Below are 25,540 nucleotides of genomic sequence, written 5' to 3'. Positions count from 1 at the left end.
TGGCGAAGCTCGGCATCCCGACCGATGGCTCGGAAAAGGGCGTGAAGGTGCTCAAGCAGGGCTTCAACGTCGATCCACTGCTGCAAAAGCAGGCCGATTGCATCTCGGTGATGACCTATAACGAATATGGTCAGGTGCTCGATGCCGGCATCACCCCGGATCAGCTGGTGACCTTCAACTACCTGCAGAACGGCGTCGGCATGCTCGAGGACGGGCTTTATGTCCTCGAGGACAAGCTGAAGGATGACGCCTTCAAGGCCTCGATGGTGAAATTCGTCCGCGCCTCGATGAAGGGCTGGAAATACGCCGAGGAGCACCCCGACGAGGCCGCGCAGATCGTGATCGACAATGACGAGAGCGGCGCGCAGACGATCGAGCATCAGAAATACATGATGAGCGAAGTCGCGAAGCTCACCGCCGGTTCGAACGGCGCGCTCGACCCGGCCGATTACGAGGAAACCGTGGCGACGCTGCTTTCGGCGGTCTCGCCCGACAATCCGGCGATCACCAAGGCGCCCGAGGGGGCCTATACGCTCGCCGTCACCGACGAAGCGCTGAAATAAGCGCCTGGAACGGGAAAACCGGGCGCGCCTTCGCGGGCGCGCCCTTTTTCTTTGGCGGTTTCTTAACCTCGCCATGCTGTTCTGGGGGCAGGAGGAACCATGCCCGCCGTGACGCATCGCCATCGCGAGGAGGAGGAACTCTCCCCGATCCTGGTCTGGGGCGGGGGGCTCTTGCTGCTTGGTGTCGTCTGCTTCCTGTTCTACGCGATCTGGCGCTCGCAGTTCACCCGCTCGGCCGGCTATCTCTTCGATACCGCCAACGCCTCGGTGGAGGCGGGCTATTGCCTCAATGTGGCGCAGATGATCGTGCCGGGGGGGGCGCCGATCGCCTCCTATTTCGACGAGGCGGCGCAGTTCTGGACGGGGCGGCTGCGCAAGATCGACCCGGAGGGGATGGCGCCGGCGATCATCGCGGGCCAGGTCAAGCTGATGGCGGACAAGACCGCGGCGGGGCCGAAGTCGAATGTCTGGTTCCAATATGCGATGGACCAATGCTCGAACCGCGCGGTCACCTACGGGTTCCACTTCCGAAGTTTCGACTGAGCCGGAGGACGCCGCTGGGTGACGCTGGGGAAGGTGACGCGCACGTGACGTGGGGGCACGAAATCACGCGCCGCTTGACGCAGATCAGGGCGCAGTGCGACAAATTGAACCACATGGTTCATAGGCCCTGCGCGTGACGCAGGGCACTGAGAGGAGGCAGATATGACCCGGAAGATTTCCCGCACGAAACCCGTCGTCGCCGTGCTCGCGCTTGCCGCGGTCCTGGCGCTTTCCGCTTGTGAGAACAAGGTCGGCCAGTGCGAGGGCGGGGTGGACGACATCTCGACGCTGTCGAACGTCGCGCCGCAGAACCCCTGCTGATCCACCGGCCCGCGGCGGGCTGTAAAGCCGCTTGTTTTTCCGTGACTTGCCCGTAAATTCAGGGCAGGAGGACAAGCGATGGCCAAGCCCGCCCTGACCGGCACGCGGATCCGCGAGCGGCGCATCGCGCTGCATCTGAAACAGGCCGATCTGGCCCGGGCCGCGGGGATTTCCGCGGCCTATCTCAATCTGATCGAGCACAACCGCCGCCGGGTGAGCGAGCCTCTACTCGAGGCCTTCGCCGCCGCGCTCGAGGTCGCGCCGCGGACCCTTGCCGAGGGGGCGGAGGGCGCGCTTTTCGAAGGGCTGCGCGAGGCCGTCGCGGGCGAGGAACAGGCCACCGCGCCGACGCCGGGCATCGCCGCGCCCGAGCTCGAGAAGATCGAGGAATTCGTCGGCCGTTTCCCCGGCTGGGCGGGGCTGCTCGCCGCGCGCCAGGCCCGGGTCGCCGCGCTCGAACGGGTGGTCGAACGCTTTTCCGAACGCATGGCGCAGGATCCCTTCCTGCTCGACGGGCTGCATGAGGTGCTCTCCGCGGTGACCTCGCTGCGCTCCACCGCCGCGATCCTCGTCGAGACCGAGGATATCGAGCCGGAATGGCGCGCCCGCTTCCTGCGCACGATCTCCGAGGAGAGCCAGCGCCTCTCCGGCTCGGCCGAGGGGCTGGTCGAATATCTCGACGAGATGGAATCGGCCGAGACGGGCCTCTCCTCGCCGCTCGAGCAGCTCGAGGCCTGGCTCGGCGCGCGCGACTGGCATGTCGAGGCGCTCGAACGCCCCGATCCGCCACGTCCCGAGGCGGTGATCGCCCATGCGCCGGAACTCGCCTCGAGCGCGGCGCGGGAACTCGCGCGCGCCTATGTCGCCCAGGCCACGGCGGATGCGCAGGCGCTGCCGCTGAAACCCTTTCTCGCCGCGCTCGCCGAGGAGGGGCCCGAGCCCGGGCGGCTGGCCGCGCGGCTCGGCGCGCCGCTCGCCGCGGTGTTTCGCCGCCTCGCCACGCTGCCGCCCGAGGCGCCGGGGCGGGTGCCGGCGGGGCTTGTCGTCTGCGACGCCTCGGGCACGCTGGTGCTGCGCCGCCCGGTGCCCGGTTTCGCCCTGCCGCGTTTCGGCGCCGCCTGTCCGCTCTGGCCGCTTTACGAGGCGCTCTCGCGCCCGGTGCAGCCGATCCGCGCCGTGCTCGACATGGCCGGGCGGATGCCGCAACGCTTCCTCACCTATGCCTTCGCCGCGCCGCGCGCCCCCGCGGGCTTCGGCGCGCCGGTGCTGATGGCCTCGATGATGCTGATCCTGCCCGCCCCCGCCGCCGTCGCCCCCGACGAGCGGCCGGTCGGCTCCTCCTGCCGGGTCTGCCCGCGCGCGGGCTGCCCGGGCCGGCGCGAGCCCTCGCTGCTCTCCGAGCGCTGATTTCGCGCAAACGCAGGCGCCGTTAGCGGTGCCGGCGTTTGACAGGGGCGCCCCCGCGGTGGATAGTCGCAGCGGGGGAGGACAGGCACATGGCGCAAAGACAGGTGCTGCTGGTCGAGGATGAGCCGCATATCGCCGAGGCGATCCGCTTCATCCTGACGCGCGCGGGCTGGTCGGTGACGGTCGAGCCGAACGGCGGCGCCGCGATGGCGCGCATCGGCGCGTTGCGGCCGGCGGCGGTGATCCTCGACCTGATGCTGCCGGGCCGCTCCGGCATCGAGATCCTGACCGATCTGCGCGCGGATCCCGCGCTTGGCGGGACGCCGGTGCTGATGCTGACCGCGCGCGGGCAGGGGCGCGACCGCGAGGCGGCCGAGCGCGCGGGGGCGACCGCCTTCCTCGCGAAACCCTTTGCCAATGGGGATGTGCTCGCCGCGCTCGAGACGATCGCGGGTTCGAACGTGACCGAGGCCGCGCCGGCGCGCGCCGCCGGGCGCTGAGGGCGATGCCGCGCTCCGGCCCGCCGCCGCTCTTCCTCGCGCGCCGCTCCTACCGGCGCCGGCGGATGATGGATGCCGCGCGGCTCCTGCCGGTGCTGGGTGCGATCCTGTTCCTGCTGCCCGGGCTCTGGCATCCGGCCGAGACCCCGGCCCCCGACACCGGGCGCGGCGGGCTTTACCTTTTCGCGATCTGGTGCGGCCTCGTCGCCGCGGGCTTCGCGCTGGCGCGCGGTCTCGCCCCGGCGCTCGACGCCGAGGAGGAGGCCGAGGGCGAGCCGATGCTCCTGCGCGCGGTGGAGGACCGCTAGGCGATGCCTTTCAACGCCCTCGTCGCGGTCTCGCTCGTCTATGTCTTCCTGCTTTTCGCCGTCGCCTTCATCGCCGAGCGGCGGGCGCGGCGCGGGCGGCTGCGGTTTTTGCGCAGCCCCTGGGTCTACACGCTTTCGCTCTCGATCTATTGCACCGCCTGGACGTTCTATGGCGCGGTTGGCTATGCGGCGCGCTCGGGGCTCGAGTTCCTGACGATCTACCTCGGCCCGACGCTGGTTTTCACCGGCTGGTGGTGGATCCTGCGCAAGCTCGTCCGCATCGGCCGGGTGCAGCGGGTGACCTCGATCGCCGATCTGATCTCGAGCCGCTATGGCAAGTCGAACCTGCTCGGAGTGATCGTCACGCTGATGTCGGTCGCCGCGGCGACGCCCTATATCGCGTTGCAGCTGCAATCGGTGACGCTGAGCTTCGGCGTCTTTGCCGCCGACACGCCCGAGGGCTGGGCGCTGCCCGATCCGGGCGCCACCGCGCTCTGGATCGCGGGGGGGCTCGCGCTTTTCACCATCCTCTTCGGCACCCGCAACCTCGACGCGAATGAGCGTCACCACGGCGTGGTGATGGCGATCGCGCTCGAGGCGGTGATGAAGCTGCTCGCGCTCATCGCCGTCGGCATCTTCGTGGTCTGGGGGCTCGCCGACGGGCCGGCCGATGTGCTTGCCCGGATCGACGCCTCGCGCATCGCGGAGTGGAACCTGCAGCCGGGCCGTTTCGCCGGGCTGATCTTCGTGTCCGCCGCGGCGGTGCTGACGCTGCCGCGGATGTTCCAGGTGCTCGTCGTGGAAAACGTCGACGAACGTCACCTCGCCACCGCGAGCTGGGCCTTCCCGGCCTATCTGATGCTGATGAGCCTTTTCGTCGTGCCGATCGCGGTGCTCGGGCTCGAGCGGATGGGGCCGGGGGCGAACCCCGACCTCTTCGTGCTGACGCTGCCGCTCGGCGCGGGGCAGGGGGGGCTGGCGCTGCTCGCCTTTCTCGGCGGGTTTTCCTCGGCCACCTCGATGGTGATCGTCGCGGCGATCGCGCTGGCCACGATGGTCTCGAACCATATCGTCACGCCGCTTTGGCTGGCGCTGCGCGCGCGCGGCCCGGGCGAGACGGGCGACGTGCGCGGCCTCGTGCTGATGAGCCGGCGGCTGAGCATCGCGGCGGTGCTGGCGATGGGCTACATCTATTACCACCTCTCGGGCGGGGCCGAGGCGCTGGCCGCGATCGGGCTCATCGCCTTCGTCGGCACCGCGCAGGTGCTGCCCTCGCTGATCGGCGGCATCTTCTGGCGCGGCGCGACCCATGTCGGGGCGACCGTCGGCCTCGTCACCGGTTTCGCGATCTGGCTTTACGCGCTCTTCCTGCCCTCTTTCGGCGAACACGGGCTGATCTCGGCCGCGGTGATGCAGCACGGGCCCTTCGGCATCGGCTGGCTCAGGCCGCAGGCGCTTTTCGGGATCGAGGGGATCGACCCGCTGCTCCATGCGCTGTTCTGGTCGCTCCTGATCAACACGCTGGGATTCCTGTTCTTTTCCATGCTCTCCTTCCCCGGCCCGATGGAGCGGCTGCAGGGCGTCGCCTTCGTCAATGTCTTCGATGTGCGGCCGGGGGCGAAGAACTGGGCGCGCGGTCAGGCGGAGGCGGAGGATCTGCTCAGCATGGCGCAGCGCATCCTCGGCGCGGAGGAGGCGCAGCGCTTCTTTCAGGCGCAGGCCGGGGCGCAGGGCAAGGCCGGCTTCCTGCCCGATCCGACGCCCGAATTCCTGCAACATCTCGAGCGTCAGCTTGCCGGTTCGGTCGGCGCGGCGACCGCGCATGCGATGATCGCCCAGCTCACCGGCGGTTCGTCGGTCTCGGTGCAGGATCTGATCGCGGTGGCGGGCGAGGCGGCCGAGATCAAGGAATATTCCGCCCAGCTCGAGGCGAAATCGGAGGAGCTCGCCCGCACCGCCCGCGCGCTGCGCGACGCGAACGAGAAGCTGACCGAGCTGTCGGTGCAGAAGGATGGCTTCCTCGGCCAGATCAGCCATGAGCTGCGCACGCCGATGACCTCGATCCGGGCGTTTTCCGAGATATTGATGGAGCCCGACCTGCCCGAGGCGCAACGCGCGCATTATTCCGAGATCATCCATGAGGAGGCGCGGCGCCTGACCCGGCTGCTCGACGATCTGCTCGACCTGAGCGTGCTGGAAAACCGCAAGGTCAGCCTCAATATCTCGGTGGCGAACCTGCACGACCTGATCGACCGCGCCGTCGCCGCCGCCTCGAACACCCGGCCCGAGCGCGCCTTCCGCCTCGAGCGCGACTTCCCGGCCGAGCACATGCCGGTCTTCACCGACACCGACCGCCTCGTGCAGGTCTTCATCAATCTGATCTCGAACGCGCGCAAATATTGCGATGCCGAGCGCCCGGTCTTGCGCATCGAGGTGAAGAAACGCGGCGGGCGGGCGCAGATCGACTTCATCGACAATGGCGCGGGGATCCCGAAGAAGGCGCAATCGCTGATCTTCGAGAAATTCGCCCGCCTCACCGATACCTCGAAGGCGGGGGGCGCGGGGCTTGGCCTCGCGATCTGCCGCGAGATCATGGCGAACCTCGGTGGCACCATCGACTATGTGCCCGGTCAGGGCGGCGCCGCCTTCCGGGTGAGCCTGCCGCTGCGCCGCAAGGCGGGGGAGGGCGCGTGAATTCCGGCGGAAAAGCCGGGGCGCGTCAATGATTTGTCAACCTTGATCTGCGAATCCTGAACCATCCCGGCGCAACTGGCCGGAGCGCGGCGGACGGAGCGATGGGTTCGGAACGAGGGCAGACGATATTGCGGCGCAAGGCGGAGGCGGGCAAGCCCGCGCCGGACAGCGCGCCGATGACGCCGGAGCGGGCGCTCTCGCAGGCGCTGACGAAGTCGGCGCAGGATCTGTTCGAGCTGCCATTGCAGGTCGCGTCGCTGCGCGAAAGCCGGATGACGCTCGCCGATCTGCCCGAGGCGCTCGAGGATCTCTCGCTGATCGCGCTGATCGAGGGGCCGGGGGAGAATTTCGGCTTCGTCGCGCTGCCGCCGGTGACGCTTGCCACGCTGATCGAGATGCAGACGATGGGGCGGCTCGCCAAGGGGCTGCAGGCGCCGCGAAAGCCGACGCGGGTCGATGCGGCGATGGCGGCGGATTTCATCGACGAGGTTCTCGAGACGGTCGAGCAGGCGCTGGCGGAGACAGATGCCGTGGTCTGGGCGGGGGGCTTTCGCTACAGCTCCTATCTCGACGATCCGCGCCCGCTCGGGCTGATCCTCGAGGATGTGACCTATCGCGTCTGGAAGGCGGAGCTGGAGCTCGGCGCCGGGGGCGAGCGGCAGGGCAATCTGCTCTGGGTGGTGCCGGTGATGGGGCGTGGCCAGCGGTTGCGGCGCCAGCCCGGTGCCGCGCTGCCCGAGGCGCGCCCGCCCGAGGTCGTGGCGCAGGAACAGGACTGGGCGGGCAAGATGGAAAGCACGGTGATGGGCACCCAGGCGGTGCTCGAGGCGGTGCTGCATCGCGTCACCCTGCCGCTTTCGGCGGTGATGCAGTTTTCCGAGGGCACGCAGATCCCGCTGCCTGCCGATGCGCTCGAACGGATCGTGCTCGAGGGGGCGGCGCATCGCCGGCTCTCGCTCGCGCGGCTCGGCCAGCATCGCGGCCAGCGCGCGCTGCGGCTGATCGGCGAGGAGGCGGAGGAGATCTGCGAGGCGCCGCCGGCGCCGAAGAAGGTCGTGCCGCCGCCCTTCGAGGTCGGCGAAAGCCCCTATTCCGTCAAGCGCGGCGCATCGGCGCCGCATTCCCCCGCCGCGCCGGAGGCGGACTTCCCCGCGATGGGGCTCGGCAGCCTCGACATGGAGGGGGATCTGCCGCCGCTCGACGGTTTCGGCGCCGCGGAGGAGGAGGATCTGCCGCCGCTGAAACTCGGTTCCGGCCTCTGAACCCGCCCGTCCCGGCGGCCTGTTGACCTGCATCAAGGCATTTTTTCGCGCGCGGGTCTTGGATGGGCCATCTGGAGGAGAGGATCATGAAGTCGCTTGAAACCCGGCGGGCGGAGCTTGAGGCCCGCAAGACGGCACTCTCGTCGCGGCTCGAGCAGATCTCGGACGAGATCGAGGAGCATGCGTCGAAGGATTGGGAAGAGATGGCGACCGAGCGCGAGGGCGATGAGGTGCTGCATGACCTCGGGGCCTCGGCGCGGGGGGAGCTGCGGATGATCGAGGCGGCGCTCGAACGGATGGACGAGGGCGAATACGGCTATTGCGTCACCTGCGGCGCGCAGATTTCCGAAGAGCGGCTCGACCTGATCCCTGCGACGCCGTTTTGCCGGCTGCATGCGCCCGGCCGTGCCCCCGCCGGCTGACGGATCTGCCCTGAATGCGGGCTCAAGCCCCTGAAAACGCCGCTTTCTCTTGCAGCGGGCCGGGGAGTGCATAAACTCGGCGCAATTGCGGGGGAGGGCGGATGGCACGTCGGGTCAAATTGCAGCGGCGCGAGGGCGTGGCCCTGATCACCCTCGCGGGGGCGGCCGAGGCGCCGGTGGGCGCGGGGTTCGACGCTGCGCTGCGTGCGGGGCTTGGCGCCGCGCTCGAGACGGCGCTGGGCGATGCCGGGCTGCGCGCGGTGGTGCTGCGCGCCGGCGAGGGTGGTTGGCCGCGCGCCGAGGATCCGGCGCAGGATTACGCGACGGCGCCCGAGGCCCCCGATCTCGCCGATCTGGCCGCCCGGCTCGCCGCAGTGCGGGTGCCGGTCATCGCGGTGCTCACCGGGCTCGTCGCGGGCGGCGCGCTCGCGCTCGCTCAGGCCGCGACGCTGCGTCTTGCCCGGGCGGAAACCCGCTTTTTCGCGCCGGAATTCTCCTTCGGCCTGATCCCGGCGGCGGGCGGTTTCGTGCGCCTCGTGCGCCGCGCCGGGGCTGCGCCCGCGCTCGATTTCCTTGCCGCGCCGCGCCCGATCGGGGCTGAGGCGGCGATGAAGCTTGGCCTTTGCGATGCGCTCGCCTCCGAGGGCACGCTCGAATCCGCCGCGCTGCAGGCGGCGCTTTCGGCCGCCGGCACCGGCGCCGCGCCGCTGCCCGAACGCCCCGCGGCCGCAGCCCCGCCGGCGCTTGCGCTCGACGCGCTCGCCGCGGCGCGGGCGCGCCATGCGACCGGCCCGCTGGCCTCGGTCGCGGCGCGCGCCGCCGATGTCGCCGAGGCGGCGCTGCTCCTGCCCTTCGAGGAGGCGCTCGCCTTCGAGACCGTGGCGCAGCAGGATCTCGCCGGCGAGGAGGCCTCGCGCGCGCTCGGTCATGTCGCGGCGGCGCGGCGTGCGGCGGCGCAGCTCGCCGGCCTGCCCGGCGACCTCGCGCCTGCGCGCGTTGCCCGCGTCGGCCTCTGGAATCAGCCCGACCGGCTCGCGCTGGGCCTGCTCGGGCGCGGTCTCGCGGTGCAGATCGGCGCCTCCGATCCGGCACGGCTCGAGGCGGCGGTGACCGCGGTCGCGGAGGCGCAGGAGGCGGCTCTGCGCGCCGGGCGGATCGACGCGGCGCGCCGCGACGCCGACTGGGAGCGGCTCGAACCGGTCGCCTCAGCCGCCAGTTTCGCCGCGGCCGATCTGATCCTCGCCGCGCCGCGGGCCGAGGAGATCGCCGTTCTGCGCCGCGGGCTGCCCGCCGGGGCGCAGCTCGCGATCGAGGGATTTCCGGCGCTGCAGGGGGAGCTTGGCCTCGCCCGCGCGCCCGGTCTCGTCGAGATCTGGGCGCCCGAGCCGGAGCGCGCGGCGCAGCTTGCGCGGCTTGGCGCGGTGCTGCGCGCCTCGGGCGAGGCGGTGATCCATGCCGAGGGGCTCGTCGCCCGGCTCGAGGTGGCGGCGCTGCTCGCGGCGGAGCGCGTCGTGCTCGCCGGGGCGACGCCCGCCGCGGTTGACCGCGCGCTGACCGCCTGGGGCTGGGCCGAGGGGCCCTTCGCCCGGCTCGACCGGCGGGGCCTCAGCGTCGCGACGGCGCAGATCGCCGCGGTCGGGCGCGCGCCGGGGGCCTGGCTCGCCTGGCTCGGGCTCGAGGGCCGTGGCGGGCGCGCGCTTGGGCGCGGCGTCTACGATTACCCCGAAACCGGCGCGCCGGCGGTGCCCGCCGACGAGGGGGCGGTGCTCGAGGCGCTGCGGGCCGAGGCCGGGATCACCCCGCGCGCGCAGCCCTCGAGCGAGATCGTCGCGCGGGTGCTGGCGGAGATGGCGGCGGCCGGGGCGGCGGCGCTGCAGGGCGGGCAGGCGCATCGCGCCTCCGACATCGACCTCGCGGCGGTGCTGGCGCTCGGCTTTCCGCGGTCCCGTGGCGGCCCGATGTTCCAGGCCGATCGCAGCGGGCTGCTCGGGCTGCGCAAGCGGCTGCGCGGCCTCGTGGCCGAGGGGGCGGCCGCGCCGGTCACGCTCTGGGACGTGCTGATCCGCAACGGGCGCCACTTCGCCGAGCTTGGCGCCTGAGCGCGCCGCGCTCAGCCCAGGGTGACGCCGATCACCACCATCATCAGCCCGATCGCCGAGGTGAAGAGCGCGCCGAGGTTGATCGCGATCACCCGGCGCAGCCGCAGCCGCAGCGCTTCCTCGGCAAGCCCTGCGCGCTTTGCCCGCGCGATCGCGACGATGCACCAGACGATCCCCGCAAGCCCCGCCACGGAGATCACCGCGCCCAGCCAGACCAGAATTTCCATATCCGCCTCCCGGTTTTCGCCCTTCTGGCGCAGCGCGCCGCCGATGGCAAGCGGCGCCCGCGCGCGACGCTTGCGGCGCGGCACCGCTTTGGCTAGTCAGGGCGGGACCAATCCGAAAGGGGAAGCGATGCCGAACGATGCCGCCTACAATGTCGCCGCCGACGAGCTGCGCCAGTTCATCGAGCAATACGAGCATCTCGAAGCCGAGAAGAAGGACATCACCGAGCAGCAGAAGGACATCATGTCCGAAGCGAAGGCCCGGGGCTACGACACCAAGGTGCTGAAGAAGATCGTCGCGATGCGCAAGCGCGACAAGAACGATCTGGCCGAGGAAGAGGCGATCCTCGACATCTACAAGGCCGCGCTCGGCATGGTCTGAGCCGGAATGTTCGAAAACTGAAGTTTTCGAGGTCCGGACCGTGCCAGTGCCGCTGGAATTGTCGGATAAATCCTGTCCGGCGGTTGAGCATCTCGATTGTGGAGCAGCATTTTTCGAACCTTCGAAACCGAAAAGGCGCCCGAGTGGGGCGCCTTTCGTGCATTTTTCGAACCTGTTTCGTCGCCGGCCGGCCCCGCCTCAGGGCGCGATGAAGGTGACGCCTTCGAGCGCCGCGATCTCCAGCACGTCGGCCTCGTAGGCTGCGGTCATCCGCGCCACCAGATCGGCGTCCCAGCCGGGCAGGGTGACCTCTTCCTCTAGCTGTTCGGGGCGCGCGAACTTGTCGAGGAAGGCGGCGAGCACCTTGCGCCGCTGCTCGACCGTCTTCGGCGGATGCTGCGCGAGATAGCCGCGCAGCCGCGCCATGCCCTCGGCGGTCATGATCTCGGCGAGAAGCCGGTCCTCCTCGGGCAGGGCGACCTCCTCGGCGAGGCCCCCTATCGCGCGCACCACCTCGGGCAGCACGAGCGGCAGATCCTCGTGGCACCACAGGATCAGCCGCGCCGCCCCCGCGGCCTGTGCCGCCTGCGCCATCCGTGCCACCACCGGCCCCCAGCGCAGGCTTTCCGGCGCCTGGCCGGCGAGGATCTCCTCGATGCTGCGCCCGGGCTGGCGCGCGGCGAGCGCCGAGACCAGCAGCGCGGGATTGCGCAGCGCAAGGAAGAAGTCGACCTGCGCGCCGGGGAAAAGATTGGCGAGCGGGCCGAGCTTTTCCGCGGCGGCGGGGTAGAAGCCCTTCTCGGTGATCGCGCTTTCCGGCAGGGCGAGGAAATTCTCGTAGCTGAACACCAGCCGCCGGATCTCGCCGCGCGCGCCGCGGGCCGCGGCCTCGAGCAGCGCCTGCTGGGTGGCGGCATCGGCGGGGCGGCCCTTGAGCGCGATCAGCGCGTCGCGCAGCGCGTTGCGATAGGCGCGCGGCACCGGCGTATGGGTGCCGGCGGTGTCGAGCGCCTCGGGCGCGTTCGCGAGGGTGCGGATCAGCCGTTCGTCATCGGTGGCATGGGCGCCGAGATGGAAGGCAATTTGCATGTTCTGGTTCTGTGCTCCGGACTGCTCGCGCGCAGCATAGCGATGGAACTCCGGGCGCGCAAACCCGTCTCGCGGCGCCACGGCCCCGCGCCGGAGGCGGGCACGCGGGGCCGCGCTTGCGCGATGCGCGGGGGCAGGGTATTGGGGCGAGAGGCCGGTGTAGCTCAGCTGGTAGAGCGTCTGATTTGTAATCAGGGGGTCGGGGGTTCGAGTCCCTCCACCGGCACCACGCGCCAGGGGGGCGCTGCGAAACGGGGAAGGCGATGGACGGGATCGCAGCGCAGGACATGGCGCCCCAGACGGGGCTTTTCGGCGGGCTTTCGGGCCTGCGTGCGGCGCTTGATCTCGGCGGCCCGGCGATGTGGGCGATCGCGGCCCTTTCGGTGCTCGCCCTTGCGCTGATCCTGTGGAAACTGGTCGATCTCGCCCGGGCTGGGGCCTGGTCCGGCGGCGGCGCGACGGCGCGGGCGATCGCGCTCTGGTCGGCGGGCGATCGCAAGGGCGCCGAGGCCGAACTGGCCAACCGCCATTCGCTGCGCGCGCGGCTTGCCCGGGCGGCGATGGCCGCGCTGACCGATCCCGCGCTCGACCGCGCCGGCGCCGAGGCGGAAACCGCCCGCGTCGCCCGTGCGCTGCTCGCGCGTGCGCGCAAGGGGTTGCGCGGGCTCGAACTGGCCGTCACCATCGGCCCGCTCCTTGGCCTGCTCGGCACCGTCACCGGGATGATCGGCGCTTTCCAGGCGCTGCAGGAGGCCGGCGCGCAGGCCGATCCGGCGACGCTTGCCGGCGGGATCTGGGAGGCGCTGCTCACCACCGCGGCCGGCATGTCGGTCGCGATCCCGGCGCAGATCGCGCTTTCCGGCTTTGAATCGATCGTCGACCGGCTGCGCCACGACATGGAAGATGCCGCGACGCGGATCTTTGCGCGCGTGCCCGAACCCGCCCCGACCCCGGAGGCGCGGCCCGCCGCCGCGGCCGAGTGATGTTCTCCTTCGGGCCGGAGCCGCGCCGCCGCCGCCCCTCGCTCACGCCGATGATCGACGTGGTCTTTCTGCTCCTCGTCTTCTTCATGCTCGCCTCGCATTTCGGCCGCGACACCACGCTCGATCTCGCGATCGGCGGCGGTCTGGGCGCGCCCTGGCAGGGGCCGCCGCGGCTCGTCGACATCGGGCCGGGCGGCACGGTGAAGCTCAACGGCAGCGATCTCGCGCCCGGGGCGCTGGCGCCTGCGCTTGCCGCGCTGATGGCCACGCCCGAGGATCCGGTTGTGCTGCGTGCGCGTGACGGCGCGCTGCAGGATCTCGTCACGGTGATGGAGAGCCTGCGCGCGGCGGGGATCACGCGCCTCATGCTGGTGGAGTGAGCGATGGAGTTCCGCGATCCGCCGCGCCGCGCGCCCGCCGAGAACCTGCTGCCGATGATCAACGTGGTGTTTTTGCTGCTGATCTTCTTCCTGATCGCGGCGGAGCTGGCGCCGCCCACGCCCTTCGCGATCACGCCCCCCGAGGCCACAGCGGCCGAGGCGGAGCCGGGCCGCGATCTCGTGCTCTGGCTTGGGCCGGAGGGCGAGATGGCCGTCGGCGAGGCGCGCGGCGACGCGGCGCTCGCGGCGCTTGCGCAGGCGCGCGCGACCTGCACCGCCGATTGTGACCGGCTCACGCTGCGCGCCGACGCGGGCGTCGGGGCCGAGGCGCTCGCGAAACTGATGCCGCAGCTTGCGGCGCTGGGTTTCGCGCAGCTGTCGCTTGTTGCGACGGGGCGCTGAGATGGCGGTGGCGGAGGAGATCGGCGAGACCGGGGGCGCGCCGCGCTTCCTCGCCTTCGTGCTCCTCGCGCTGGCGCTGCATCTCGCCGCCTTCGCGCTTTGGCCGCGGGTGCGACTTGGCGGGCCGAACGGCGCGGGGGAGGGCGGCTTCGACAGTGTCAGCCTCGCCCCCTCGGACGGATCGCTGAGTGCGCTCGTCGCGGAGTGGGAGCGCCCGCCCGCGCTGGACGAGACCCCCGCCGCGCTGCCCGAGCCGCCCGCGCCGCAGGCTGCGCCGGCGCCCGATCTTCCCCCCGATGTCCCCGTGCCGAGCGAGGCCGAGGCCCCGCAAGCGCCCGCCGCGATGGCGCTGCCGGCCCCGGTGCCCGATGCGCCGCCCGCGCCCGTCGCCGCCCCCGCACCGCCGAAGGCAAAGGCGCAGCCGGCAAAGCCGAAGCAAGCGAAACCGCAGCGCAGCACGCCGCCGAAGGCGCCCAAAGCGCCCGCGGCGCCCGGCCCGGCGCAGTCCGGCTCGAAGGCCGCGGGCGCGGGCGGCGGCACCGCGGCGGGGGTGAACGGTGCCTCACGCGAGGGCTCGCTTTCGCCCGGTGCGCGGCGTTCGGCGCTCGCGGAATGGGGCGGGCAGATCCGCGCCCGGGTCGAGCGCGCGAAACAGCGCCCGGCGGGGGGCGGCGCGGGGCGGGTGCTGCTCGCGCTTACCGTGGGGCGCGACGGGCGGCTGATTTCGGTCTCGGTCGCGCAAAGCGCGGGGGCGGCGGCGGATGCGGCGGCGCTCGCTTCGGTGCGCCGCGCGGGGCGGTTCCCGCCCGCACCGCGCGCGCTGAGCGAGCCGAGCTACAGCTTCACCCTGCCGCTGCGTTTCGCGCGCTGAGCCTCAGCGCGGGGTGACGCGGGTGCCGTCGCTGACCCGCGATCCGGGCCAGGCGACGAGCAGATCGCCCTCGGAAATCCCGGAAATCACCTCGGCGAGGCGCGCGTTGCTGTGGCCGATCTCGACCGGGGTCGCCACCGCGCGCCCGGAGACGATGCGGAACACCGCCCAGCCCTCGCCCTGCCGGAAAAGCGCCGATTGCGGCACGGTGAGCACGTTTTCCCCCGCCCAGGTCACGATCCGCGTGTAAACCCGGAACCGCTCGCCCAGCCCCGCGCGCGCCTCGGGCGGGGAGGTGAAATCGAGGCGCAGATGCACGCGCTGTTCCTCGATGCCAAGGGCCGAGGTGCGGGTGAAGGCGGCGGGTTCGATCCGGCGCACGGTCGCCTCGAGCACGCCCGGGCCGCCCCAGCGCTCGATATGGGCGCGGGCCCCGGGGGCGACTTGCACGGCGTCCGACGAAAGCAGATCGGTCTCGATCTCGAGATCGCCGAGATCGCCGATCGTCATCAGCTCCTCCCCCGCCTGCACGAGCCGCGCCGAGGTGTCGGCGATGGTCAGCACCGTGCCGCTCGCGGGCGCGGTGATCGCGATGCAGCAGCTGCCGGTGGCGGGGGCCGAAGGGTCGGTCGGGGCGACGAGGCTCGCCTGCGCGCGCGCAAGCGTCGCGCGGTTCAGATCGGCCTCGGAGCGCGCCGCGGCGAGCGCCGCCTCCGCGCTGTCGCGCGCCTGACCGGCCGCTTCGAGCGTGCGCGGGGGCACGATGCCGCGTGCGGCCAGCTCGCGGTTGCGCTCATATTCCGAACGCGCATAGGCGAGATCGGCCTCCGCCTTGGCGATCTGCGCCTCGGCCAGCCGCACCGAGGCCTCGGCCTCGGTCACCGCGGCCTCGGCCTGGGCGCGGGCGCGCGCGTCGAGAAAGGCGGGCTCGGCCGGGCGGATCTCGGCCACCACGCTTTGCCCCATCGTGACCGCATCGCCGACCGCAAGCGGCGCGCGCAGCACGGTGCCGGTGATCGGCGCGGTGACGAGATAGGGATCGCGCACGCGGGTCATGCCCTCGGCCTCGACCGTGACCTCCATCGCCCCGCGCGTGGGGCGGGTGGTGTCGACCGGCTCGGGCGTGGGGCGAAAGGCCCAGATCAGCAGCGCGGCGAGTGCCAGAAGGGCGACGGCGGGCGGGCCGTAGCGGCGCAGCGGTGAACGGGTCTGCATGGTCCCTCCTACTCCCGCGCCTTCAGCGCGGCGGCGATGTCGATCCGGTCGAGCCGGCGGCGCACGGTGAGCGCGGCGCCAAGCGCGGTCGCCAGCACGATCAGGCTTGCCCGCGCATAGGTCGCGCGCGAGATCACCAGCGGCAGCGCGATGATATCGGTGGAAAACCCTTTCGCCACCAGCGCGGCAAAGCCATAGCCCGCAAGGCAGCCGAGCGGCAGCGCGATCAGCGTGAGCAGCGCGATCTCGCCCACCAGCACATAGCCGACCTCGCCGCGACTGAGCCCCAGAACCCGCAGCGAGGCGAGTTCGTGGGCGCGTTCGCTGAGCTGGATCCGCGCGGCGTTGTAGATCACGCCGAGCGTGATGAGCATGCCGAGCGCGGAATAGATCAGCGTCGAGATCGCGAGGTTCTCGTGGATCGTCGCCTCGAAGAGCGCGCGGGTGCGGTGCCAGTCGATCGTGCCGGCGATCGCGGGGGTGGCCTTGACCGCGGCGTCGAGGCGCGCCGCCTCGGCGGGATCGGTGCGCAGGTCGATCCGGTTCACCTGCGGCGCGATGCGCATGCGTGCGAAAAGCGCCGGCGCCGCGATATGCGCGTCCTGGCCGAGCGATTGCGCGACGGTGGCGGTGAGCGGGATTTTCCAGGTTTCGCGGGGCGGCGCGAGGGCCTCGACGGTGACGGTGTCGCCCGGCGCGAGGGCCAGCTTGCGCGCGAGGCTTTCGGGCAGCACGAGCCCCTCGGGCGGCAGCGGCACGGCGGCGCCCTCGGCGTCGATCAGCCGCGCGAGGCTTGGCGCCGCGTCATGCGCCGAAAGCGAGGTGAGCTCGGCCCGCGCGCCGTGGCGCAGCCGCACCGGCAGCACATAGCTCCCCTCCGCCGCGATCACCCCGGGCAGCGCGCGCGCATCGGTCACCGCGCGCTCGGGCGCATCGGCGCTCAGGATCAGCGTCACGTTCTGCCGGTTCGCGCGGGTGAAGATCTCGTCGATCATCGCCCCCATCGTGTCGAAGGTGAAGAACGACGCGACCAGCACCGCGACCGAGGCGGTGACGCCGAACAAGGTGATCGCCGCGCGCCCCGGGGTGCGGGCGAGGCCGCGCAGGATCATCAGCGTGGTCTGGCGCAGGTGGAGCGGCGCGATCACCCCCTCGATCAGGCCGCGGTGATAGGCGGGGGGCGTCGGCGGGCGCATCGCCTCGGCCGGCGGCAGCCGCACCGAGGCGGCGACGGCGCGCCCGGCCCCCGCCAGCGTGGTGGCAAGCGCGAGCAGTGCCGAAAGCGCGAAGGGCCAGCTCGAGGGCGCATAGACGAGGAAGGGCAGCCGATAGAAGCGGGTGTACATCTGCGTCATCGCCGCGCCGAGATACCAGCCCGCGACCCAGCCGATCGCGGTGCCGAGCAGCCCGATGCCGAGCGCGAATTTGAGGTAATGGCTCGCGATCGCCGGGGTGGTGTAGCCCACCGCCTTCAAAAGGCCGATCTGGCCGCGTTCGAGTGCGATCAGCCGGCCGAGCACCATGTTTACCAGAAAGGCCGAGACCGCGAGGAAAATAGGGGGCAGGATCAGCGCCATCGCGCCAAGCTGGTCGAGTTCGGATTGCAGGAAGGCATGCGAGAACTGCTCCGACCGCCCATGCGCCCCGGTGCCGCCCCAGCGCGCAAGCGCGGCGTCGAGCGCGGCGATCACCGCGGGCTCGGTCGCGTCGCGGGCCAGCCCGACGTCGAGCGTGTTGAAGGCGTCCTTCAGATCGGCCGCCGCCTCCGCCTCCGCCTCGCCGATCCAGATCACGCCGAAACGCTCCTCATCGGGCATCAGCGAACCGGGGCCGACGGTATAGATGAACTCGGGCGAAAGCACGTGGGCGGTGACGGTGAGATGCCGCTTCTGCCCCTTGATCACCGCGTCGAACCCGTCGCCCGGGATCAGCCGATGCGCCTCGGCGAAGGGGGCGTAGAGCGCGACCTCGCCCGGCACGCGCGGATCGGGGAGCCGCCCGGCGATGAGGAGCGGCGCGTTCAGTGCAGGCGGCGCGCCATCGGCGGGCAGCGAGATCACCGTCGCGGTGATGGGCGCGCTTTGCCCGGGCAGGTCGATCAGCGCCGAGCTGCGGATCGAGGGCGAAAGCCGCGCGATGCCGGGGATCGCGGCGAGGCCGGCGAGTTCCGTGCGCGGTACCCGCGTCGCGCTGACGAAGACATCGGCGAAGCGGTTGCGCTCGTAATAGGTCGCGCGCGACAGTTCGAGCGAGGCGCGCGTGCCGGTGCCGAGCACGAGCACCATCACCCCGCAGGCGAGCACCGCCGCAATCGCGAGCGCCTGCGCCCAGAGCCGCACCAGATCGCGCAGCGCCTTGCGGTCGAGCGCGCTCACCAGCGCACCTCCGAGGGTTTGAGCCGGGTGGTGTTGACCTCTTCGCGCGCGATCCGGCCATCGGCGATATGGATCACGCGATGCGCGATGCGGCGGATCTCGGCGTTGTGGGTGATGATCGCGGTGGCGGTGCCAAGCTCGCGGTTCACCTGATCGAGCGCCTCGAGCACGGTGATGCCCGTGGCGCTGTCGAGCGCGCCGGTGGGCTCGTCGCACAAGAGGATCTCGGGGCGCTTGGCGATGGCGCGGGCGATCGCGACGCGCTGCTGCTCGCCGCCCGAAAGCTCGGCCGGGAAATGGTCGAGCCGGTGGCCGAGGCCGACGCGGGAAAGCGCCTCCTCGGGCGGCATCGGATTTGCGGCGATCTCGGTCACCAGCGCGACGTTCTCGCGCGCGGTGAGCGCCGGCATCAGGTTGTAGAACTGGAAGACGAAGCCGACATGGTCGCGCCGGTAGCGGGTGAGCGCGCGGTCGCTGGCATGGGTGAGGTCGGTCTCGCGGAAGAAGAGCCGCCCGTCGGTCGGGCTGTCGAGCGCGCCAAGGATATTGAGCAGCGTCGACTTGCCCGAACCCGAGGGGCCGAGCAGCACGACCATCTCGCCCACATCAAGCTGCATCGTGACGCCGCGCAGCGCTGCCACCTCCACCGCGCCGGTGCGGTAGATGCGGGTGACGTTCTCGGTGCGCAGAACGGCGGTCATGGCGCGAGACTACCGCAGCGTCAGGCATGACGCCATGATTTGCCGCAAGCGGGGCGGGCGGAGGGGGCGCTGCCCCCGTCTGCGGACGCAGACTCCCCCGAGGTATTTCGGGCAAGATGAAACCCCGCCCTTTCATCTTGCCGAAAATACCTCGGGGGGAGCGCAGCGGGGGGCGGCGCCCCCCCTCGGCGGCGGTGCCGGGCGCGGGCCTGCGCGCCGGGCGCAGAGCTGCCTCCCGGGGGCGGGGGTTGACGGCGTCGATCTGTGGCGCCAGCTTCGCCGGACGCGACAGGAGAACAGCATGACAGACTACGCCACTGCCCGAACCGTGCTCACCCGGATCGTGGGCTTCCCGACCGTGAGCCGGGGCTCGAACCTCGACATGGTGGACTGGGCGGCGGAGTGGCTCGCGGGGCATGGCATCAAGGCGGTGAAGGTGCCCGACCCGGCGCAGCCCGGCAAGGCGAGCCTCTTCGCCCAGGTCGGGCCGGAGGTGCCGGGCGGCGTGGTGCTGTCGGGGCATACCGACGTGGTGCCGGTCGATGGTCAGGACTGGAGCTCCGACCCCTGGGTGGTGCGCGAAGCGGGCGGGCGGCTTTACGGCCGCGGCTGCTGCGACATGAAAGGGTTCGACGCGCTCGCGCTGGCGGCGATGGCGCTCGCGGCGAAGAAGCCGCTGCGCCGGCCGCTGCAGATCGCGCTCTCCCATGACGAGGAGCTTGGCTGCATCGGCTGCATCCCGATGATCGAGGCGATGGCGGGGCTGCCGCGCGCCTCGGCGGTGATCGTGGGCGAACCCACGATGATGAAACCGGTGAGCGGGCACAAGGGCGGCATCGCCTTCTGGGTGCGGGTGCATGGCCACGAGGTGCACAGCTCGCTGATGCACACCGGGGTGAGCGCGATCCTCGAGGGGGCGAAACTCCTCAGCTGGATCAATGAGATGAACGCCAAGGGCCAGGCCGGGGCCGATCCCGACTGCGCCTTCGTGCCGCCCTGGACGACGGTGCATTGCGGCGAGATCCGCGGCGGCACCGCGCATAACATCACCGCGGGGCTGTGCGAATTCGGCGTCGATTTCCGCCTGCTGCCGGGCGAGGATCCGCAGCGCTGGCGCGACGCCTTCTTCGCCAGGGTCGCCGAGATCGAGGCCGGGATGAAGGCGGTCTGCCCCGACACTTCGATCGAGGTGATCGAGCGCTTCTCGCTGCCCGGGCTCGTGCCCGAGCACCCCGGCGCGGCGGAAACGCTGGTGCGCTCGATCACCGGGGAGAACGCCTCCGAAGTGGTCAGCTACGGAACCGAGGCGGGGCAGTTCCAGGCGCGCGGCTGGTCCGCGGTGGTCTGCGGCCCGGGCAATATCGAGCAGGGCCACAAGCCCGACGAATGGCTTGCGGTGTCGCAGTTCCAGGCGGGCTGGGACTTCATGGAAGATCTTGTCGAGAGGCTGTGCAAATGAGCGCCGAGGCCGGGTTCGTGATTTCGATGGAAAGCCGGCTGACCTATCCCGGTCCGCCGCCGGCGCAGGCCGATGTGGTGGTGATCGGCGGCGGCATCGCGGGGGTGATGAGCGCCTATTACCTGGCAAGGCTCGGCCAGCGCGTGGTGCTCTGCGAGAAGGGCCGCATCGCGGGCGAGCAGTCGAGCCGAAACTGGGGCTGGATCCGGCAGCAAAAGCGCGATCCGGGCGAGCTGCCGATCATGATGGAGGCGATCCGGCTTTGGGAGGGGTTCGCCGCCGAGCTCGGCCCCGAGCTGGGCTTCCGGCGTGCGGGCGTCGCCTATACGACCCATGACCCGAAGGCGATGGAGGGCTATGCGCGCTGGGTCGAGCTGGCGCGGGCGCATGGGCTCGAAAGCCGGCTGCTGAGCCGGGCGGAGCTTGGCGCGGCGATCCCCAACACCGCGGGCTGGGTCGGCGGGCTGATCACGCCTTCCGACGCGCGGGCCGAACCCTGGGTGGCGGTGCCGATGCTGGCGAAGCGCGCGGTCGCCGAAGGCGTGGAGATCGTCGAGAATTGCGCGGTGCGCGCGCTCGATGTCACCGCGGGGCGGATCACCGGCGTGGTGACCGAGGCGGGCACGATCCGCGCGGAAAAGGTGCTGCTCGCCGGTGGCGCCTGGTCCTCGATCTTCCTGCGCCGCCACGGGATTTCGCTGCCGCAGCTGATGGTGCGCTCGACCGTGGCGCAGACCGCGCCCTTGCCCGAGATCACCCAGATCGCCGGTGCCGACGATGTCTTCGCCTGGCGGCGGCGGCTCGACGGCGGCTATACGGTCGCGCCGGGCACCTGGCACGATTTCTACATCGGCCCCGACGCCTTCCGCCATTTCGCGAAATACATCCCGCAGATGCGGCGCGACCTCTCGAAGACGAAGCTGAAGCCGTTCTCCCCGGCGGCGGGCTGGCCCGACGGCTGGACCACCCGCCGGCACTGGGCGGAGGATGAGATCAGCCCCTTCGAGATGCTGCGCATCCTCGATCCGGCGCCGAACCGCAAGCGGCTGGGCGAGGTGCAGATGGGCTTTGCCCGCGCCTTCCCGAGCCTCGGCGTGCCGAAGCTGATCCGCGCCTGGGCGGGGATGATCGACGTGCTGCCCGACACTGTGCCGGTGCTCGACGCCGCGCCGCTGCCGGGGCTGTTCCTCGCCACCGGTCTGTCGGGGCATGGCTTCGGCATCGGGCCGGGCGTGGGGCGGGTGATGGCCGATCTGATCATGGGACGGCCCACCGGCCATGACCTCACGCGCTTCCGCTTCGGGCGGTTCGCGGATGGGTCGAAAATGGATCTCGGGCCGACTTTCTGATCTGCCCGCGTCTGATCTGTCCGGGCAGGGGGCGCTGCCCCCCGGTCCTGCGGACCTCCCCCCGGGATATTTGCACTCTATAGAAACGGCTTTTCTACAGAGCTGAAATATCCCGGGGGTGAATTCCCCGCAGGGGAAGAGGGGGCAGCGCCCCCTCCCTGTTTCAGCGCAGCACCATCACCGAGCAGGGCGCATGGCGCACGACGCGGGCGGCGGTCGAGCCGATCAGGTAGTCGCCCATCCCGGGCCGGTGCGAGGCGACGACGACGCAATCGGCGCCGATCTCCTCGATCAGGTCGAGGATCTCGTTCGCGGGATGGCCCTGACGCAGCACGCCGGCGCCGTTCTCGAACTCGCCGGCGAGCTGGTCGAGCTGCTTTTGCAGCGTCGCGCGCAGCTCGGCGCCATAGCCCTCGGGCATGTAGGAGATCGCATAGCCCGGCACGTCGGCCATCACATGGACGAGCGTGACGCGCGCGCCCGGCGCGGCGAGCGCGCGGGTGACGTTGAGCGCGGTGTCGGGGTTGTGGTCCTCGTCGAAGGCGAGGGGGACGATGATGTTGGAATACATCGCGGGCTCCTTTCTGGGATCGGCGACAGGCAATCGGAAAATCAGCGCCGTTGCAAGCCGCGATCGCCGCTGCGCTGCGGCATCGGCGGCATCGGCGGCACGCGGTTCAGCCGGCCAAGCGCGAGCGCATAGGCGAGCACCGCCCCCGCCCAAAGCGCGGGGGTCAGCTTCGGCACCCAGAAAAGCTCGGAAAACGCCTCGCCTGGCGCCCAGGTCGTGCCGAAATCCACCGCGAAATCGGAGGCCATCCCCTCGCCGATGAAATACCAGCCATAGGCGAGCATCCCGAGGCTGAGCGCGCGCAGCGGCCAGGGGCCGGAGACCACCGCGAGCAGCCAGAGCGGCAAGACCATCAGCGCCGCCCGGATCCCGATGTCGAGCGCAAGCGACGCCGGTGTCACTTCGAGCCCGGGCGTCAGCCCATGGCCGAAGCCCATCACCTTCGGGCCGAGCCCGGCCATTATATTGGCCCAGACCGTGCCCGTCCCCACCACCGCGCCGAAAACCGCGGTCGCGGCGGCGCGCAGCGCGCGGCGCAGGCGCGGGCTCATCCGCCGGTATGGCTCATGTGGCGGCTCATCTGCCCCGTCACATGCGCCCGCGTGTAGTCGAAATCATGGCCCTTCGGCTTGCGCGCGATCGCCGCGCGGATCGCCGCGATCAGCGCGGCATCGTCGGGCGCGCCTCGCAGCGCCGCGCGCAGATCGGCGCGATCCTCCTGGCCGAGGCACATGAAAAGCTCGCCGGTGCAGGTCACCCGCACCCGGTTGCAGCTTTCGCAGAAATTATGGGTGAGCGGCGTGATGAAGCCGATCTTCTGCCCGCTCTCGCGCAGCCGCACATAGCGCGCGGGCCCGCCCGAGCTCTCGGAAAGATCGGTGAGGGTGAAGCGTTCGGCAAGCCGCGCGCGCAGGTCGGTGAGCGGCCAGTATTGGTCGAGCCGGATCTCCTCGCCCATCTCGCCCATCGGCATCACCTCGATGAAGGTGAGGTCATGCCCCTCCGCCCCGCACCAGTCGACGAGGCGAAAGAGTTCGTCCTCGTTGAAGCCCTTGAGCGCGACGGTGTTGATCTTCACCTTCAGCCCGGCAGCCTTCGCCGCCGCGATGCCCTCGAGCACCGGGGCGAGGTGTCCCCAGCGGGTGATCGCGTGGAATTTCCCGGCGTCGAGCGTGTCGAGCGAGACATTCACCCGCCGCACGCCGAGCGCGGCGAGATCGGCGGCGAAGCGGCCCAGCTGCGAGCCGTTCGTCGTCAGCGTCAGCTCCTCGAGCGCGCCGCTTTCCAGATGCCGCGACATCGCCTGAAAGAAGGTCAGGATGCCGCGCCGCACCAGCGGCTCGCCCCCGGTCACCCGCAGCTTGCGCAGGCCGAGGCGGACGAAGGCGGAGCAGAGCCGGTCGAGTTCCTCGAGCGTGAGCAGCTCCTTCTTCGGCAGGAACTGCATGTGCTCGGCCATGCAATAGCTGCAGCGGAAATCGCAGCGGTCGGTGACCGAGACCCGAAGATAGGTGATCGGGCGGTGAAAGGGGTCGATGAGCGGTGCGGTCGTCATGGCGCGAAGCTAGGGCGCGGCGGCGTTTTGGGCAAGGGCGCGCGGGCCTGTTTGCGGGGGGCGGGGAAAACCTGTGGCCGTTGACCCGTTGCGCGCCCGACGCCGGCATCTTACGCTGCGGCAAACAGCGGGAGACGGGCGATGATGCGGGCAGCGATGATCATGGGGATGGCGGTGGCGCTTGCGGGCTGCGGGCTGGGCGGGCACCGGCCCGATCCGGCGCCGGCGGCGGCGCCGATGCAATCGGCGATCCCCGCGCCCGAGGCGATCACCTCGAGCGCGCTGCCGACGCCCGATGCGGTGCGGCCCGAGGCGCTCGACACCGCGACGAAGGCGGAGCGCGCCGCCGCCACCGCCCCCACCGGCGAGGGCACCCGGATCGGCACCACGGTGGCGAGCCTCGGCGATCCGACGGAGGCGGGGTTCTGGCTGCGCACGCCGCTTGTTTCCGCGCCGGCGAAGGGGCGCGTCACGGTGGGCGGCGCCTCGGTCGCGGTCGATCTGATCCCGCTCGACGCGGAGCGCGGCGCGGGCAGCCAGATCTCGCTTTCGGCGATGCGGATGCTCGGCCTCACGCTGACCGATCTGCCCGAACTCACCGTCTACACGCTCTAGGTCACCCGCGCGCGGGCGCGGTATTCGGGTGCATCCCAGAGCCGCCCTGCCATCACCTCGGCAAGGATCGCGGCGGCGCGGTCGATCTCCGCCGCGCCGATGTAAAGCGGGGTGATGCCGAAGCGCAGGATGTCGGGGGCGCGGAAATCGCCGATCACGCCGCGCGCGATCAGCGCCTGCATGATCGCGTAGCCCTCGGGATGGGCAAAGCTCACCTGGCTGCCGCGCTGGGCCGGATCGCGGGGCGTGACGAGGCGCAGCGCGGGGCAGGCGGCCTCCACCGCGGCGATGAAGCGATCGGCGAGCACGAGGGAGGCCGCGCGGATCTCGGCCATCTCGACGCCCTCCCAGAGCTCGAGCGCGGCCTCGAGCGCGGCGAGCTGGATCACCGGCGGGGTGCCCACGCGCATGCGGGCAACGCCGGGTGCGGGGCGATACTGCGGCTCGAAGGCGAAGGGCGCGGCATGGCCGAGCCAGCCCGAGAGCGCGGGGCGGATCCGCCCGGCATGGCGCGGCGCGACATAGACGAAGGCGGGGGCGCCGGGGCCTGCATTGAGGTATTTGTAGGTGCAGCCGGCGGCGAAATCGACGTTGCAACCGGCAAGATCGACAGGAACCGCGCCCGCCGAATGCGCCAGATCCCAAAGCGCGAGCGCGCCGTGGTGATGCGCCGCCCGCGTCAGCCGGCGCATGTCGTGGCGCCGCCCCGTGCGATAGTCGACCTCAGTCAGCATCAGCACCGCGACACTGTCGTCGAGCGCGTCCTCGATCTCCTCGGGCGGCGCGACGCGCAGCTCGTAGCCCGGGCCGAGCATGCCGGTCAGCCCCTGCGCGACATAGAGATCGGAGGGGAAATTGCCGCTGTCGGAGAGGATCACCCGCCGCTCGCAGCGCATGTCGAGCGCGGCGGAGAGCAGCTGGAACACCTTGACCGAGAGCGTGTCGCCGAGCGTGACCGAGCCGGGTTCGGCCCCGATCAGCCGCCCGATCCGGGCGCCGAGCCGCTCGGGCAGGTCCATCCAGCCGGCGCGGTTCCAGGCGGTGATCAGCATCTCGCCCCATTCCGCGCCGATCGTGCGGGCGACGCGCGCGGGCACGGCGCGCGGCAGGGGGCCGAGCGAATTGCCGTCGAGATAGATCACCCCCTCGGGGATCTCGAAAAGCGCGCGGGTCGCGGAAAAGTCGATCGTCATGCAGGCCTCCCATGGCACAGGGTGAGGCCGTGGGCGGGGCGGGGGGCAGCCCCCCCC

The 25,540-nt window shown here is 71.3% G+C and carries 27 protein-coding genes and 1 tRNA gene; 19 read left to right on the top strand and 9 right to left on the bottom strand.

Going from position 1 to position 25,540, the window contains the following annotated elements:
• The 10 genes from AB7U46_RS15295 to AB7U46_RS15250 all read left to right on the top strand — a co-directional run.
• Window positions 1–563, top strand: a 563-nt coding sequence (locus AB7U46_RS15295) for an ABC transporter substrate-binding protein (RefSeq protein WP_428337847.1), incomplete at its 5' end; no start/stop codon positions are given.
• A gap of 99 nt (window positions 564–662) precedes the next feature.
• Window positions 663–1,106 carry a hypothetical protein gene (locus AB7U46_RS15290; RefSeq protein ID WP_428337846.1) on the top strand — a complete coding sequence of 148 codons (444 nt, stop codon included), beginning with the start codon at window positions 663–665 and terminating at the stop codon, window positions 1,104–1,106.
• Between the two features lie 162 nt (window positions 1,107–1,268).
• The gene (locus AB7U46_RS15285) at window positions 1,269–1,427 is read left to right on the top strand and encodes a hypothetical protein (protein ID WP_428337845.1); all 159 of its coding nucleotides are present in this window, start codon (window positions 1,269–1,271) and stop codon (window positions 1,425–1,427) included.
• Window positions 1,428–1,505: 78 nt separating this feature from the next.
• A complete protein-coding gene (locus AB7U46_RS15280) occupies window positions 1,506–2,834 on the top strand; it encodes a short-chain fatty acyl-CoA regulator family protein (protein WP_428337844.1) in 1,329 nt (442 codons plus the stop codon).
• 89 nt (window positions 2,835–2,923) lie between these two features.
• The gene (locus tag AB7U46_RS15275; RefSeq protein WP_428337843.1) at window positions 2,924–3,334 is read left to right on the top strand and encodes a response regulator transcription factor; all 411 of its coding nucleotides are present in this window, start codon (window positions 2,924–2,926) and stop codon (window positions 3,332–3,334) included.
• 5 nt (window positions 3,335–3,339) lie between these two features.
• Window positions 3,340–3,642 carry a hypothetical protein gene (locus tag AB7U46_RS15270; protein WP_428337842.1) on the top strand — a complete coding sequence of 101 codons (303 nt, stop codon included), beginning with the start codon at window positions 3,340–3,342 and terminating at the stop codon, window positions 3,640–3,642.
• Window positions 3,643–3,645: 3 nt separating this feature from the next.
• Window positions 3,646–6,336 (top strand): ATP-binding protein, encoded by a 2,691-nt coding sequence (locus tag AB7U46_RS15265; RefSeq protein ID WP_428337841.1) that lies wholly within the window; start codon window positions 3,646–3,648, stop codon window positions 6,334–6,336.
• A 101-nt stretch (window positions 6,337–6,437) separates the two neighbouring features.
• On the top strand, window positions 6,438–7,598 hold the full coding sequence (locus AB7U46_RS15260) for a FliM/FliN family flagellar motor switch protein (RefSeq protein ID WP_428337840.1): 1,161 nt from the start codon (window positions 6,438–6,440) through the stop codon (window positions 7,596–7,598).
• 86 nt (window positions 7,599–7,684) lie between these two features.
• Complete coding sequence (locus AB7U46_RS15255; RefSeq protein ID WP_428337839.1) at window positions 7,685–8,020, top strand: TraR/DksA family transcriptional regulator; 336 nt, start codon at window positions 7,685–7,687, stop codon at window positions 8,018–8,020.
• Between the two features lie 101 nt (window positions 8,021–8,121).
• On the top strand, window positions 8,122–10,119 hold the full coding sequence (locus tag AB7U46_RS15250) for an enoyl-CoA hydratase-related protein (RefSeq protein ID WP_428337838.1): 1,998 nt from the start codon (window positions 8,122–8,124) through the stop codon (window positions 10,117–10,119).
• Window positions 10,120–10,130: 11 nt separating this feature from the next.
• On the opposite strand, the gene AB7U46_RS15245 is transcribed toward AB7U46_RS15250, so the two are convergent.
• A complete protein-coding gene (locus tag AB7U46_RS15245; RefSeq protein WP_428337837.1) occupies window positions 10,131–10,346 on the bottom strand; it encodes a hypothetical protein in 216 nt (71 codons plus the stop codon).
• Window positions 10,347–10,473: 127 nt separating this feature from the next.
• Between AB7U46_RS15245 and AB7U46_RS15240 the strand changes: the two genes are divergently transcribed.
• Entirely contained in the window at window positions 10,474–10,725 is a 252-nt protein-coding gene (locus AB7U46_RS15240; RefSeq protein WP_428337836.1) for a DUF2312 domain-containing protein, read from the top strand.
• 198 nt (window positions 10,726–10,923) lie between these two features.
• Here AB7U46_RS15240 and AB7U46_RS15235 read toward each other — a convergent pair whose 3' ends face one another.
• Window positions 10,924–11,814, bottom strand: coding sequence for a hypothetical protein (locus AB7U46_RS15235; RefSeq protein WP_428337835.1), 891 nt, complete (start codon window positions 11,812–11,814; stop codon window positions 10,924–10,926).
• Between the two features lie 153 nt (window positions 11,815–11,967).
• On the opposite strand from AB7U46_RS15235, the gene AB7U46_RS15230 reads away from it, so the two are divergent.
• From AB7U46_RS15230 to AB7U46_RS15210, 5 genes are all read left to right on the top strand, one after another.
• A tRNA-Thr gene (locus AB7U46_RS15230) sits at window positions 11,968–12,043 on the top strand.
• A 34-nt stretch (window positions 12,044–12,077) separates the two neighbouring features.
• Window positions 12,078–12,797, top strand: a complete 720-nt coding sequence (locus AB7U46_RS15225) for a MotA/TolQ/ExbB proton channel family protein (RefSeq protein ID WP_428337834.1) — start codon at window positions 12,078–12,080, stop codon at window positions 12,795–12,797.
• Window positions 12,794–13,177 (top strand): ExbD/TolR family protein, encoded by a 384-nt coding sequence (locus tag AB7U46_RS15220; RefSeq protein WP_428337833.1) that lies wholly within the window; start codon window positions 12,794–12,796, stop codon window positions 13,175–13,177. Before AB7U46_RS15225 ends, AB7U46_RS15220 begins: the two co-directional genes overlap by 4 nt.
• Window positions 13,178–13,180: 3 nt before the next feature.
• Window positions 13,181–13,579 (top strand): ExbD/TolR family protein, encoded by a 399-nt coding sequence (locus AB7U46_RS15215; RefSeq protein WP_428337832.1) that lies wholly within the window; start codon window positions 13,181–13,183, stop codon window positions 13,577–13,579.
• A gap of 7 nt (window positions 13,580–13,586) precedes the next feature.
• Window positions 13,587–14,450, top strand: a complete 864-nt coding sequence (locus AB7U46_RS15210) for a TonB family protein (protein ID WP_428337831.1) — start codon at window positions 13,587–13,589, stop codon at window positions 14,448–14,450.
• Between the two features lie 3 nt (window positions 14,451–14,453).
• Here AB7U46_RS15210 and AB7U46_RS15205 read toward each other — a convergent pair whose 3' ends face one another.
• Genes AB7U46_RS15205 through AB7U46_RS15195 form a run of 3 tightly spaced genes read right to left on the bottom strand, consistent with a single transcriptional unit; the run spans window position 14,454 to window position 18,741 of the window.
• Entirely contained in the window at window positions 14,454–15,665 is a 1,212-nt protein-coding gene (locus AB7U46_RS15205) for an efflux RND transporter periplasmic adaptor subunit (protein ID WP_428337830.1), read from the bottom strand.
• 8 nt (window positions 15,666–15,673) lie between these two features.
• The gene (locus AB7U46_RS15200; RefSeq protein ID WP_428337829.1) at window positions 15,674–18,040 is read right to left on the bottom strand and encodes an ABC transporter permease; all 2,367 of its coding nucleotides are present in this window, start codon (window positions 18,038–18,040) and stop codon (window positions 15,674–15,676) included.
• Window positions 18,037–18,741, bottom strand: coding sequence for an ABC transporter ATP-binding protein (locus AB7U46_RS15195; RefSeq protein WP_428337828.1), 705 nt, complete (start codon window positions 18,739–18,741; stop codon window positions 18,037–18,039). Before AB7U46_RS15195 ends, AB7U46_RS15200 begins: the two co-directional genes overlap by 4 nt.
• Window positions 18,742–19,042: 301 nt before the next feature.
• Here AB7U46_RS15195 and argE point away from each other — a divergent pair, with 301 nt between their 5' ends.
• Together argE and AB7U46_RS15185 are read left to right on the top strand one after the other, a co-directional pair.
• The gene (gene argE, locus AB7U46_RS15190; protein ID WP_428337827.1) at window positions 19,043–20,200 is read left to right on the top strand and encodes an acetylornithine deacetylase; all 1,158 of its coding nucleotides are present in this window, start codon (window positions 19,043–19,045) and stop codon (window positions 20,198–20,200) included.
• On the top strand, window positions 20,197–21,549 hold the full coding sequence (locus AB7U46_RS15185; RefSeq protein ID WP_428337826.1) for an NAD(P)/FAD-dependent oxidoreductase: 1,353 nt from the start codon (window positions 20,197–20,199) through the stop codon (window positions 21,547–21,549). Before argE ends, AB7U46_RS15185 begins: the two co-directional genes overlap by 4 nt.
• 163 nt (window positions 21,550–21,712) lie before the next feature.
• Here the strand turns inward: AB7U46_RS15185 and AB7U46_RS15180 are convergent, their stop codons facing one another.
• The 3 genes from AB7U46_RS15180 to moaA are packed head-to-tail and all read right to left on the bottom strand — an operon-like array spanning window position 21,713 to window position 23,675.
• A complete protein-coding gene (locus AB7U46_RS15180; protein WP_428337825.1) occupies window positions 21,713–22,120 on the bottom strand; it encodes a universal stress protein in 408 nt (135 codons plus the stop codon).
• 41 nt (window positions 22,121–22,161) lie between these two features.
• A complete protein-coding gene (locus AB7U46_RS15175) occupies window positions 22,162–22,671 on the bottom strand; it encodes a hypothetical protein (protein ID WP_428337824.1) in 510 nt (169 codons plus the stop codon).
• Entirely contained in the window at window positions 22,668–23,675 is a 1,008-nt protein-coding gene (gene moaA, locus AB7U46_RS15170; RefSeq protein WP_428337823.1) for a GTP 3',8-cyclase MoaA, read from the bottom strand. Before moaA ends, AB7U46_RS15175 begins: the two co-directional genes overlap by 4 nt.
• Window positions 23,676–23,816: 141 nt before the next feature.
• Between moaA and AB7U46_RS15165 the strand changes: the two genes are divergently transcribed.
• Window positions 23,817–24,290 carry a D-galactarate dehydratase gene (locus AB7U46_RS15165; RefSeq protein ID WP_428337822.1) on the top strand — a complete coding sequence of 158 codons (474 nt, stop codon included), beginning with the start codon at window positions 23,817–23,819 and terminating at the stop codon, window positions 24,288–24,290.
• On the opposite strand, the gene kynU is transcribed toward AB7U46_RS15165, so the two are convergent.
• Window positions 24,287–25,483: a kynureninase gene (gene kynU / locus AB7U46_RS15160; protein WP_428337821.1), complete on the bottom strand. Its 1,197-nt coding sequence runs from the start codon at window positions 25,481–25,483 to the stop codon at window positions 24,287–24,289. The two genes, AB7U46_RS15165 and kynU, sit on opposite strands and share 4 nt — an antisense overlap.
• Between the last annotated feature and the right edge of the window lie 57 nt (window positions 25,484–25,540).

Origin of the sequence: Paenirhodobacter sp. (assembly GCF_050177655.1) — a bacterium.
Taxonomy (GTDB): domain Bacteria; phylum Pseudomonadota; class Alphaproteobacteria; order Rhodobacterales; family Rhodobacteraceae; genus Rhodobacter.
Note: the sequence above shows the minus strand (reverse complement) of the source record. Positions and strands in the feature narration are given on the sequence as shown.

Excerpts from the sequence above, each read along its gene's own strand:
- AB7U46_RS15180 (WP_428337825.1), bottom strand. The coding sequence starts at position 22,120 with ATGTATTCCAACATCATCGTCCCCCTCGCCTTCGACGAGGACCACAAC.
- AB7U46_RS15245 (WP_428337837.1), bottom strand. The coding sequence starts at position 10,346 with ATGGAAATTCTGGTCTGGCTGGGCGCGGTGATCTCCGTGGCGGGGCTT.
- AB7U46_RS15240 (WP_428337836.1), top strand. The coding sequence starts at position 10,474 with ATGCCGAACGATGCCGCCTACAATGTCGCCGCCGACGAGCTGCGCCAG.
- AB7U46_RS15215 (WP_428337832.1), top strand. The coding sequence starts at position 13,181 with ATGGAGTTCCGCGATCCGCCGCGCCGCGCGCCCGCCGAGAACCTGCTG.
- AB7U46_RS15290 (WP_428337846.1), top strand. The coding sequence starts at position 663 with ATGCCCGCCGTGACGCATCGCCATCGCGAGGAGGAGGAACTCTCCCCG.
- AB7U46_RS15280 (WP_428337844.1), top strand. The coding sequence starts at position 1,506 with ATGGCCAAGCCCGCCCTGACCGGCACGCGGATCCGCGAGCGGCGCATC.
- AB7U46_RS15285 (WP_428337845.1), top strand. The coding sequence starts at position 1,269 with ATGACCCGGAAGATTTCCCGCACGAAACCCGTCGTCGCCGTGCTCGCG.
- AB7U46_RS15265 (WP_428337841.1), top strand. The coding sequence starts at position 3,646 with ATGCCTTTCAACGCCCTCGTCGCGGTCTCGCTCGTCTATGTCTTCCTG.
- argE (WP_428337827.1), top strand. The coding sequence starts at position 19,043 with ATGACAGACTACGCCACTGCCCGAACCGTGCTCACCCGGATCGTGGGC.
- AB7U46_RS15225 (WP_428337834.1), top strand. The coding sequence starts at position 12,078 with ATGGACGGGATCGCAGCGCAGGACATGGCGCCCCAGACGGGGCTTTTC.
- AB7U46_RS15255 (WP_428337839.1), top strand. The coding sequence starts at position 7,685 with ATGAAGTCGCTTGAAACCCGGCGGGCGGAGCTTGAGGCCCGCAAGACG.
- AB7U46_RS15260 (WP_428337840.1), top strand. The coding sequence starts at position 6,438 with ATGGGTTCGGAACGAGGGCAGACGATATTGCGGCGCAAGGCGGAGGCG.
- kynU (WP_428337821.1), bottom strand. The coding sequence starts at position 25,483 with ATGACGATCGACTTTTCCGCGACCCGCGCGCTTTTCGAGATCCCCGAG.
- moaA (WP_428337823.1), bottom strand. The coding sequence starts at position 23,675 with ATGACGACCGCACCGCTCATCGACCCCTTTCACCGCCCGATCACCTAT.
- AB7U46_RS15165 (WP_428337822.1), top strand. The coding sequence starts at position 23,817 with ATGATGCGGGCAGCGATGATCATGGGGATGGCGGTGGCGCTTGCGGGC.
- AB7U46_RS15270 (WP_428337842.1), top strand. The coding sequence starts at position 3,340 with ATGCCGCGCTCCGGCCCGCCGCCGCTCTTCCTCGCGCGCCGCTCCTAC.
- AB7U46_RS15195 (WP_428337828.1), bottom strand. The coding sequence starts at position 18,741 with ATGACCGCCGTTCTGCGCACCGAGAACGTCACCCGCATCTACCGCACC.
- AB7U46_RS15275 (WP_428337843.1), top strand. The coding sequence starts at position 2,924 with ATGGCGCAAAGACAGGTGCTGCTGGTCGAGGATGAGCCGCATATCGCC.
- AB7U46_RS15175 (WP_428337824.1), bottom strand. The coding sequence starts at position 22,671 with ATGAGCCCGCGCCTGCGCCGCGCGCTGCGCGCCGCCGCGACCGCGGTT.
- AB7U46_RS15235 (WP_428337835.1), bottom strand. The coding sequence starts at position 11,814 with ATGCAAATTGCCTTCCATCTCGGCGCCCATGCCACCGATGACGAACGG.
- AB7U46_RS15205 (WP_428337830.1), bottom strand. The coding sequence starts at position 15,665 with ATGCAGACCCGTTCACCGCTGCGCCGCTACGGCCCGCCCGCCGTCGCC.
- AB7U46_RS15185 (WP_428337826.1), top strand. The coding sequence starts at position 20,197 with ATGAGCGCCGAGGCCGGGTTCGTGATTTCGATGGAAAGCCGGCTGACC.
- AB7U46_RS15250 (WP_428337838.1), top strand. The coding sequence starts at position 8,122 with ATGGCACGTCGGGTCAAATTGCAGCGGCGCGAGGGCGTGGCCCTGATC.